Origin of the sequence: Paenibacillus azoreducens (assembly GCF_021654775.1) — a bacterium.
Lineage (GTDB): Bacteria > Bacillota > Bacilli > Paenibacillales > Paenibacillaceae > Paenibacillus_AQ > Paenibacillus_AQ azoreducens.
In genome coordinates, this window is record NZ_AP025343.1 from 4,845,643 (window position 1) to 4,856,106 (window position 10,464).

General features: G+C 50.8%; 11 protein-coding genes. 1 reads left to right on the forward strand and 10 read right to left on the reverse strand.

What is annotated here, in order from left to right:
* Window positions 1–173 precede the first annotated feature (173 nt).
* Window positions 174–1,130: a tRNA glutamyl-Q(34) synthetase GluQRS gene (gene gluQRS, locus L6442_RS21320; RefSeq protein ID WP_212980227.1), complete on the forward strand. Its 957-nt coding sequence runs from the start codon at window positions 174–176 to the stop codon at window positions 1,128–1,130.
* A gap of 159 nt (window positions 1,131–1,289) precedes the next feature.
* On the opposite strand, the gene L6442_RS21325 is transcribed toward gluQRS, so the two are convergent.
* The 10 genes from L6442_RS21325 to L6442_RS21370 form a co-directional block, all read right to left on the reverse strand.
* A complete protein-coding gene (locus L6442_RS21325) occupies window positions 1,290–1,667 on the reverse strand; it encodes a DnaJ family domain-containing protein (RefSeq protein ID WP_194230397.1) in 378 nt (125 codons plus the stop codon).
* A gap of 123 nt (window positions 1,668–1,790) precedes the next feature.
* Window positions 1,791–2,597, reverse strand: a complete 807-nt coding sequence (locus L6442_RS21330; RefSeq protein WP_194230398.1) for an SDR family oxidoreductase — start codon at window positions 2,595–2,597, stop codon at window positions 1,791–1,793.
* A 522-nt stretch (window positions 2,598–3,119) separates the two neighbouring features.
* Entirely contained in the window at window positions 3,120–3,926 is an 807-nt protein-coding gene (locus L6442_RS21335) for a hypothetical protein (RefSeq protein WP_237100033.1), read from the reverse strand.
* A gap of 12 nt (window positions 3,927–3,938) precedes the next feature.
* A complete protein-coding gene (locus L6442_RS21340) occupies window positions 3,939–4,694 on the reverse strand; it encodes a vWA domain-containing protein (RefSeq protein WP_194230399.1) in 756 nt (251 codons plus the stop codon).
* Window positions 4,695–4,732: 38 nt separating this feature from the next.
* A complete protein-coding gene (locus L6442_RS21345; protein WP_212980184.1) occupies window positions 4,733–6,790 on the reverse strand; it encodes a hypothetical protein in 2,058 nt (685 codons plus the stop codon).
* Between the two features lie 159 nt (window positions 6,791–6,949).
* A complete protein-coding gene (locus L6442_RS21350; protein ID WP_194230401.1) occupies window positions 6,950–7,225 on the reverse strand; it encodes a WXG100 family type VII secretion target in 276 nt (91 codons plus the stop codon).
* Between the two features lie 98 nt (window positions 7,226–7,323).
* Window positions 7,324–7,605 carry a DUF4176 domain-containing protein gene (locus L6442_RS21355; protein ID WP_194230402.1) on the reverse strand — a complete coding sequence of 94 codons (282 nt, stop codon included), beginning with the start codon at window positions 7,603–7,605 and terminating at the stop codon, window positions 7,324–7,326.
* Between the two features lie 136 nt (window positions 7,606–7,741).
* Window positions 7,742–8,410, reverse strand: coding sequence for a hypothetical protein (locus L6442_RS21360; RefSeq protein WP_212980185.1), 669 nt, complete (start codon window positions 8,408–8,410; stop codon window positions 7,742–7,744).
* A 20-nt stretch (window positions 8,411–8,430) separates the two neighbouring features.
* Window positions 8,431–9,621 carry a WXG100 family type VII secretion target gene (locus L6442_RS21365; RefSeq protein ID WP_212980186.1) on the reverse strand — a complete coding sequence of 397 codons (1,191 nt, stop codon included), beginning with the start codon at window positions 9,619–9,621 and terminating at the stop codon, window positions 8,431–8,433.
* 22 nt (window positions 9,622–9,643) lie between these two features.
* Entirely contained in the window at window positions 9,644–10,456 is an 813-nt protein-coding gene (locus L6442_RS21370) for a hypothetical protein (RefSeq protein WP_212980187.1), read from the reverse strand.
* Window positions 10,457–10,464: the final 8 nt, after the last annotated feature.

Here is a 10,464-nt window from a genome sequence, read left to right on the forward strand (position 1 = left end):
CACCATGTCTTTCGGTTGTATAGTTCAGGGATGTTAGGCCCGTTTTTTCGTCTCTTTTGTCTCTATCATTATAGGGCCCCACAGGGCTGGATATCCACGCCGGTTTGCTATAAAATGTACGAAGTTATTGTGCAAGGAGACGATTTAACGTGAGCCAAAATAACAAACGTCCAATGCGGGGCAGATTCGCGCCCACGCCTTCCGGCGAGCTGCATATCGGCAACGCCTGGGCAGCACTCCTCTCTTGGCTGCAAGTTCGCAGCTCAAGCGGCATCTTCGTGCTGCGGATGGAGGACATCGACACCCAGCGATCCAGACCCCACCTGGCAAGGCAAATACTTGACGATCTGTATTGGCTTGGGCTGGATTGGGATGAGGGACCGGATGTCGGCGGCCCCTTTGGCCCCTATACCCAAAGCGAATGTTTGGAATATTACATGGAGGCCCTGAATCAGCTGGGCGGCATGGGCTGCCTCTATCCTTGTTTCTGCAGCCGGGCCGACCTGATGGCAGCCGCTCGCGCACCCCACGGCCTTTCTTCCGAAGGACCGGCATATCCGGGAACATGCCGCAATTTAACGGCTGAGGAGGCTGCGCGCAAATCGCTGGACAAGCAGCCCTCCCTACGGTTCAAGGTCCCGCACGAGATCATTTCTTTCCAAGACGGCGTAGCCGGATTGCAAGTTTTCGATGCGGCTGCAGGCGGCGATTTCATCGTTCGCAGAGCCGACGGGATGATATCCTATCAGCTCGCCGTCGTCGTCGACGATCATCGGATGCAAATCACGGATATCCTGCGCGGAGCCGATCTGCTGGATTCCGTCCCGCGCCAGCTCATGCTTTATAAGGCGCTTGGGATGGAAGCTCCCTCCTTCGCTCATGTTCCGCTGTTTATGGGACCTGACGGCAAACGGCTGGCCAAGCGGCATGGTGGGACAAGCCTCGCCGCGATTCGCGAAACGGGAACGGCGCCTGAACGGCTGCTCGGCTGGCTGATGTGGGTCGCAGGATTGATCGGGAAACCGGAGCCTTTATCCGCCTATGACTGTATCCCGCTTTTCCAAATGGATAAACTGCCTGCCATGCCTATCATCATAACCGATGAAATATTATCCCGTCTGCATGGATAGGAAATAGCAGCAAATAACCCCACAAAGTGACGCATGGCCTTCGAAGCTTATTCCGATTACTTTGCGGGGACCCCGGAAGTCTATACTTGATATGTCAAAAAACCTCTATCAATTCCTGCTGAACATTCAGGAAAGATGGAGGTTTTTAAAATCGGCTTTTTACGAATCTTGCAGACGCTCGCGCATTTTTTGCCCATATTCCTGAAAGACCGCACTGCCGCTTAAACCTCTCTGCTCCATCAGCAATTGAAAGCGCAGCTTCTTTTCGGTCAGACTTTTTCTCAGCTTTTCTTTTTCGCCGGCATTTTCGCATGCATGGATTAAATCCTGCAGCTTTAAAAGTTCGCCTTTGAGCTGCATTTCTTCAGGGATGCAACCCGCGTTTTTCATGATTTTATAGGACATCCGCAGGTCTTCGGGAATATGCGACAGTTCTTCAAGCTCAAGCGGTTTGCCTTTGCCGGCCAGCTGTTCGAATTCTCCCCGGTTCATTGCTTCGTTTATTCTTTGTTCAGCAAGCCATGACATAATGCTCATGTAAAGGGGCCTCCCCTTCTTAAAAATTTCCATACTTCTCTATGAAAACATGACGGCAAGATCCTGTCAAATGCACAAAAACCGCTTCCGCCGCAAGCGGAAACGGTTTTCTTACAAGCACTGTTATCGCAGAAGCGATTCCGCTCCGTCAATGATGATTTGCGCCCCCGTAACGTGGATGGACTCGTCTGAACCGAGAAATGCGACCAGGTCGGCTACATTTTCGGGTGATCCGGGCCCTTCCCTTAGCGGCTGGCTGCCCTCAGGGTATTGAACCGGAATGACGATTTCTTTGAGCTCATCCGTTTTTTCCGTGCTTTGATCGATGTTGGTCGAAATTGCACCCGGGCAGATGACATTCACGCGGATTTTGAATTTGGCCAGCTCCAGCGCCGCCATTTTGGCAAAAGCAACCTGGCCCGCCTTGGAAGTACTGTAAGCTGACATGCCGAAGTTGGAGAATACCCGACTGCCGTTAATCGAACTCGTGATAATGATGCTTCCGCCACGCTTTTTGAGATGTGGAATCGCATATTTTACCGTCAAAAACGTACCGTTCAGGTTGACGCTTAACGTATGCTGCCAATCCTCCAACTTCATGTCCTCAATCGGGGATAAAACGCCGTTAATGCCGGCATTGGCAAACACGACATCGACCGTTCCAAACAGCTCCGCGGTTTCGAGAACCGCTTTTTCGACCCTGGCGGCATCCGAAGTATCCACATCAAAAGCACGCGCGGCGCCGGGCCGGATGGCGTTAATTTCCGCTTCCGTTTGCTCCGTGCGGTCATCCAGCAAATCGAATAATGCCACATTGGCCCCTTCCGTGGCCATTTTAACGGCAGCTGCCTTGCCGATTCCGGAACCGGCGCCGGTGATAATCGCGGTTTTTCCGGCAAAACGCAGTTTGTTTATTTGCTCCTGGCTCATGCAGATCTCTCCTTTGGTATCCTGGTTCTATTAGAGGTTGTTCAAAAAGTCCGCTTTTGATCACGAAGTGAATCAGGAAGTGAACTCGGCATCGAATCTTGAATTCAGCCGGGCCTTCCGGTGCTCACGTACCCAAATCGTACGCTCCGCTCCTCAGTCCCTATCTTCATTCAACCTTCTCGGTGCTGAAAACCGGCCTTTTTCAACACGCACTATTATGCTGCTTTTTTCTCAAGATTACCCAAAAAAGGTTTCTGCATATCATGAGCCAGGAAATTTCCTCTCAAACCCGCAAAATAACCCCACTTATTCCGATTACTTTGCGGGGACCCCGGAAATTTTTAATAACCCCACAAAGTGACGTGTAGCCTTTGAGGCGTATTCCGATTACTTTGTGGGGACCCCGGAAGTTTTAAAAAAACGCCATACGTTTTCTTTAATGCAGAAAGCGCATAGCGTTTGAGTCGATTTAGTGCTAGAGTCTCACTATTTGAGTCGATTTAGTGCTAGAGTCTCACTATTTTACCAGTACAGTTCCAGAAAGGCCGCATCATCCTGCAGCCCGCCGGTATGCGGTGCGTTCAGCAGCACCTGGATTTGCTCGTCTGGCAGTACCTCACGGATCGGGTCCAAGTCATCGAGCCCGTCCGTATACAGTTGAAGTCTCATCGGTATATCATATTCGAGCCGCGTCTGATACACATGCGGCGGTCCGCCGACAGGCCCTGTCAAAGTAGACCAGCGCTGATTCGTCTGCATCGTCGCGCGAAAATACTCGCTGATCTCCTCATTCTTTTTCCAAAAACGCAGACGGGAATCCCCCTGCCACGCCATCCAGATTCGGCCTTGTTTTTTGCGGGATGACGGCAGTTCTATACGCCCGCAAATATACATCGTCTGGCTGCCCAGCCGCTGCTTGTCCTCCAGCACCTCGCGCAGCAATGACGGCGCTTCTCCAGGTGGCGTAAGCTGCCTCAACTGCTCGGAGGCCGTTTCCGTAATCTCGCGCATGAAACCCGCGAATCCCGCCGAAGACCAATCCCGGGTCGTCCCCAGCCAATCGAGCAGCGTATGGCCCAGAAATCTCGCGGCAAAATCCCCTCGGTAACTCATGCCGACCCCGTCGCATAGCACAAAATTGCAGGCATCCCCATCAATATGTATTCCCACGAAATCCTGCCCTTTTTCCCCCTGAACCAGGCTTTCCATCGCACGTCCGTACGCATAGCGGCAAATAAACCGGCCTTCATACGTGGAAAGGTTTTGCTCGGAGGACTGAGAACTGATAAAAGTAAACTTGTCATGTGTTGAGGCTGTATTCATTTTCATAGACTCCCCTCCCTACGCTCTAACAGGCGTCGCTGCCGACATCTGGAATCCGATGGACACCAGCTCCGCGCAATTCCCCGGCAGCATCATCAGCGCCCCGGGCGCAAGCAGATAATCCGCCTCAGCAAGCATTTCTCTATAGCTTTCCGGCAAAGGCGAAGACATATTGCGAAGCTTGACCGCATGTTCGTCCTGCAGCGCGGTTTCAGGATGGATTCCTTTCCAGCGCCGCGGCTGCGGAATCGGCTGGTCTAAAATGTGATCGGAAATAAAAATATTTTCCACCAGCACGTTGCCGTCTGGAACGCTCATGCTCATAATCCGTTTGGCGATCGGCTCCGGATCATCCCCTGTGGAAACCCCGTCGGTCATATGGCATACGAGCGGAGCCGGACAATCCTGCATATGCGGCAATTCAGACTGTAAAATACGTTCTGCCTGAAGAAAAGCTTTGGCCGAGTCCGAAAATCGTTTCGGGGTCAAATCCGGCAGCGAACCAACCGCCGCAATCTCGTCAATGCCCTTAATCCCGTTCAGCAGATCGTAAACATCGTCGCTATAGGCCAAAATCGCAATCCGATAACGCGGCGTAAGCCGGTTGCCTTTGGTTGACCGGAATACCATCTGCCGGATGGCCAAAGACAAAGCTTCGTATACCACGTCGATCCGCCGCTTTTGATCCATCAGCATATTCATGGACGCGCTGATGTCGATCAAATAAATAATGAGCGCCGGCGTACGTTGGGAAGCCTGAATGGTATAATTCATCTTTGTGTCTAACTCCCCTTTTTGATGTTGATTATAACTCAGATGTTTGGCAGATCATAATTATAATTGGACAAAAATTTATAAATCGCGTTTGCGCGCGTACCTACTTTTCCCACTTTTTTAAAATATTGCGCATCTTTCTCATACAAACTTGTAAATTGTATGGAGTATGTTCTGGCTTTGTCCATTTTTCCGCCAATTTGCGCGTTATATGCCTGATTATAGTAAGAGATTAGCAGAACCACCTGTTTTGCCCTTCTCTTTTCCAGTTCCCTGGCTTTGACTGCAGCTTCTTTGCGGGCGGCTTCTTTCTTCGCCAGCTCGATTTGCTTTCGCTTCTGCTCCGCCTCATATTTGGCCTGTTTGTCCTGCAGCTCCTGCAGACGTTTCCTTTCCGCTTCCTTTTTCTTTTCTTCAATCAGCTTTTGCTGGGCAAGATATGCTTCGTATTTCGCCTGCTGATTATATTTTTCCTGAAGTTTTTGCTTCTCGGCTTTTTGTTGCGCCAGCTTTTGGGCTTCTTCTTGCTGCCGCTTTTTCTCCGCTTGCGCCTGCTGCAGCTTCTTCTCGTCATTTTCTTTTTTCAGCGCCGCCTGTTTGGCTTCTTCCTGCCGCTCTGCTTCCTCCTGCCGCTTTGCCTCTTGTTGTTTCGCCTCTTCCTGCTGTTTGAGCAGCGCTTCAGCGGCCGCCTTCCGGTTTTCAGTTCGGTCTGCCAAGATTTGATTGACGGCGATGCCCGAACCCCCGATCAAAAGCAATACAGCGGCTCCAACGGCCAGCCATTTGGGAGAACGGTAAAACGGAACCTTTCTTGCATTGTCTACCGGCCCGGTGTTCAGCGTCTCCTCCAGCCCGCGGATGGCAGCTTCCAACTCAATCTGCAGCGGCGAGCCGGCCGGGACAAAATGGTGCGCAGACTTGTAAAGTTCAAGTGCCCCTCCAAGATTCCCCTTTCCCTCCAACTCCCGCGCCTGCAAAAACAAACGGCGAACGATCTTGTCATCCTGTTTGTCTGGCGACGACCCGTCATGCGTTTCCTTCGCTTCCGGATCGACTGCCGGCAAGGCTGCGGCCGCTTCGGCAGCTCCTGCTCCAATTCCGGATTGCTCTTCACCCTCCTGCTGCACAGCGAATATTTCGATCTCCTCCTGGAGAATCTGTTCTCCGTCTATGGAACTAAGAGTAACGAGCCATTCGCCAAAGGTTGGGCAACTGCTGACATCCTGGCTTTCCCAGGCGCGCGAGAAGAGATCGGCAATAGGGGCGCCCCAATTCCGTTCCAGCGATTTTTTAAGCACAAAATACCGTTCACACGCATTTTGCATTTCATGCTGATCAAAATAACTTTCGCCCCATGCCTTTTCAACGACATGCGGATCGCACCATCCAAGCATTTCACTCAGAATAATCGCGCCTGCAAACCTGTCGGCGTAAGCGCTCCAAAGCCCGCTTTGCACCGTACGGTGCGCAGCATATCCCGGCGACCCGGATAACAGCACATCAGGCCGGTCCATCTTCGGGCTGTACATTTGTTCCACGTCCACAAGTTCGACTGCAGAGCTGTTGTCCGGCAAATCGACTTCAGAAAAAAACGGAAGCATCACATTAGGGGCGGACAAATCGCAATGGGCCAAGCGGCGTTGTTCCATCCCCGAACCGATGCCGGAAAGCGCCTTGGCAAGCGACAGGCTTTCTGTCCGCTTCAGCTGCCGTTGATCCGCGATCATGTCAAACCACGTTACCCCGAATACCCAGGGCATCAACACGGCATACAGCAGATCCGGATGTTCGGCAATCAATTCTCCGTTTCTTTCCGGAGTGAGCACGTCTCGTTTGCAGACCTGCAAACCCGGGCATTCGCTATAGATCTCCATCGTTTCAGATTGATATACCATCGCAGGAACGCGATATTTCGGAAAAAAAACTTTTAAAGCCTTAGCCTCATGCATTCCGCCTTCCACAGGAAGCAGCTGGTACACGATCCCCTGCCTGCCGGCTTGAGCGTATGCCAAACCGGGTGCCGCCGGATGTTGGCCTACCGTATAGGTTTTGCCGTTAATTCGGATGGAATCTCCCGGATTAGGCTGGAAAGACATAGACATCCCCTCTCTCTTTATCTTAAAGTGCGTGTAACCTCTTAAAACAGTAATAGACTGCAAGAAAACCGGGAGTCATCTAAACACCCGGTCTCTTCGCATATATTCAATTCATAAATCTGGATTGCTTCGAACATCTTAATCCTATCATGCAACAATTTATCGGGATTCGTCAACCGTCCGGAATTTCTGGGCAATCGCAGTCAATTCCTGACTGATATTGTTCAGAATCTGTACGAAAGACTGCATTTGTTTGCTGGCTTCCTGAAATTCCTGGAAGAAACGCTGTTTGGTCATCCCTTCCCATTGTCCTTCCATGCCATTGATCGCCTGCTGCAAGCCGGTAACGATCGAATTGCTTTGTTCTCCGCCTTGTTTGAATTGATTTGCTACCGATTCGACCTGCTCGGGGGTAATTAAAATACGTCCTGCCATATTATCCTCCTAAAAGTTCGATTATTGTCGTAATAGACTATACTATATTTTCCCAGTCATAACAAAAGCCCCTGGTCCCAGAGACCTTTTACCCCTTTTTACCCTATCGAGACCTCTTCCAGAAGCTTGTGGAATCTCTCTTCCTCATCATTGGAGAACCCGATAAACTCGATCTTGTCGATATCCTCATGATTGAACAAAAAAGTATAGTTAGGGTCAATATATCCTTCCGGAAAAACTACGCCCAAATAATCAAACAAGGTGCCGCTTTCCATCTGAATCTGTTTGCGCCCATAAATCATCAATTTTTTCTGGGCGTTTTTGAGCAGAACGACCGATCCGAGCGGAAGCAATGATTTCGTGTGTTCCCTTTCCTTCATCGTTTGTTCAACCTTCCTCTCTATTGACGTTATGTATGTGTCCCTTTCAGCATTAGGTGAAGACCTGCAAGGGCTTCGTCTTTTTCCCGGCTGATACTAAGCCAAAAGATACAAATTTCTCAGATCCAAAGAGCAGCTAACGTCTTCTTATGAACAACAAATATTTATGAAGATTGCCGACAAGCATCATGTAGGCTAACGCAATTAAAAAAAGCAGCGCGATAATGAGTATCATTTTGATGCTGTAATCTCCGAATGTTTTAATCAGGAGACTTCCGATCAGCACGCCGGCGCCGGAGCAGGCCAATATGACGCCTTGCGATTTTCTCAGCTTCCGGCCTTCCCGGGTTTCATTCCCGCTTTCTTCCCTGCTGTAATGCCCGCTGTGCAAAAGCCTGATATGTATGCTGTAAAGCAGCACAAAAACGATCACATACCCTGAGCCGGACAAAATTCCAAACCATGGCGAAGACATGCCAAGCGTCGCATAAGCCAGTTTGTTCGCCGCTGCCGTAAAGGCAGCTGAACCCAATATTCCGAGCATCCCTAGAAAAAGCAGATGGAATACTTGCATTCTTCCGGGGGAAATCAATACGATGAGTCCCAGCAGATCGACAATCGCCAGCGGAATCAGAAGCAGCCAGGCCCACATCGGTATGAAAGGATCCGCAAATGCAAGGACAAGCAGCAGCAAATTGGGCAGAATCAGCAGACTAACCGTCTGCGACCGTATGATCCGAAGCGGATAAACATGGGTAAAATCATCTATAAAACTTTGCTTTTGCCGAGCGTCGCTGCCGTTCACTTCAGACCTCACTCCTTGATTTACGAAAACCATTTCCCCAATTTCCCGAGTTTATTTTTCACTTCATCCGCAAGTTCGCTGGCCCCGTGCGAGACGGCCTTTACCGAGTCCGAAACCGCATGGAATGTCTCCTCCGCTGCATGTCCGATTCCCTCAGCGGCAGCCTTTACGCCATCAACGCTACCGTCAATCGCCGCATTCACACCGTCCACCGCATAGGTTTTCAGCGATTTTCCATTGATTTCGATATCGGTCACAGCCGAGATAACGACGCCTGAGGCCAATCCGACCACCGCTCCCACGGCCGTTCCCGCTACAGGTACCGCAGAACCGACGGCAGCCCCGATCGCTGCGCTGCTGGCCATCGTCCCCAGCCCCAAACCGCCGTTTACGATCACGCTTGCCGCTGCACGGCTAGCGCCTCCGCGTTTATAATCCTCGAAACCGGAGACGCCGGTGTCAAAAAGAAGTCCCGCATACCCCAGTTTGCCGCCCAATCCTTTGATGGAGAGAGCCTCTTTGGCGGCGATTTTCGGATCTACGAATTTCCAGACTTGAGGATTCTTCTCCGCATTATTAAGCGTATAACGAGTTCCCCGAATGCCTTCATTTAGAGCAAAAGGGGAACGAGCTCCCTTAATCGTTGCGACTGTACCGTTATTCCTCATATTAACATTAAATCCGCTTTTGACCATCGTGCCGACCATCAATGCGCCGTATCCGAGCGAAGCCCAGCCTGCCGGTGTCGGTCCTTGATAACCCCAGCCGACGTCCAGCCCTTCATCGCTTCCGTTTTGACCTTGTACCGCAAGGACAGCCGACGACGGGTTCGAGATCGGAACGCTCCGACCGCCGTAACCTGGAAGAATGGAAGCTTCTCCCGGAAGGGCCGCAGCCCGGAACATCGCGACGGGAGAAGCATAAAATGCGGAGCTGCCCAATATGGAATGCTGCTGCTCATCCGCAGTTTGAAACTGCCCGGCTTTGCTCTGCACATGTCTTCCCATTTCACTTAACAGCGAATGGATCTGCTCTCCCTGCTGGTTAGCGGCCTGCCACTGATTCAAGATAGATTGCCGGATAGAGGTTTCCCAAATCAAAGATCCCAATGCCTGATTTAATGAAGCGGTAATTTGCCTGATTTGTTCACCGCTCTGCTCCAATTGACGACTTAATGCCCGGAGTGCCTCCGGATCAACAGAAATACGCACGGATCATCACCTTCCATCTGTTTTACGCAGACTGCTTTAACCAAAGAAGCAGCATATCTTGAAATTGTTGTTTACTGGCAGGACTGGCCGTTAACCAGTCTTGGTCTCCGCTTATGCTCATGCGGACAAGCCAGTTCATGGAATCATTCACCACAAACGCGGCACTTTGCGTCTCCCAGCCGCTCCCCGTCCAGGTTGACAAGTGCAGCTCTCCTTCCACCGTGCGGAATTTCAAACATCTGGCCAGCGCAATGGATCCTTCCAAATCATTCGTGGCCGCGGCCAACTCGTCGCCAAGCTCTTCAAGCGAAAGCTCGGAAGCGAGGCTGTATAATTCACCGAACTTCCTTTTGGAAAGCAGCAGCGCCGGCGTATCGACAGTAACATACTCTTTCAAATCCATGTCCTCAGCCAATCTGCTGCATGCCTCTTCCACGGTTCCAAGCTCATCCAAGTCATATTGAAAATCCTTATCGGATTTGCATACTTGCACGACACGTTCATTTGTCGCATGCAGGTAACCTTCAAATATTTCATCATTTCGCCTATACCTGATCCAGCAGGAACGTTCCGCCAAACTCGCAATAGCCACACGCGAAAAAACCTTTGGCGGCATAGCAAGTTCAACCCCGTTTTCTTCCTCAATAAGGTAGCCCTTTTCCAGAAGGGATTGTTTGACAACGCCCCATTCGTCGGAAATCTCTTCCGCCAGATACCCTCGAAACGGATCCTCCACACCCAGCAGACGGTCCGATCCTAATATGCCGGCCAGAAAAAAGAACTCTTTATTATCAAGCGTAATAATATCCTGTTTGGAAGCATGAATCGTCAACATTATGAGCC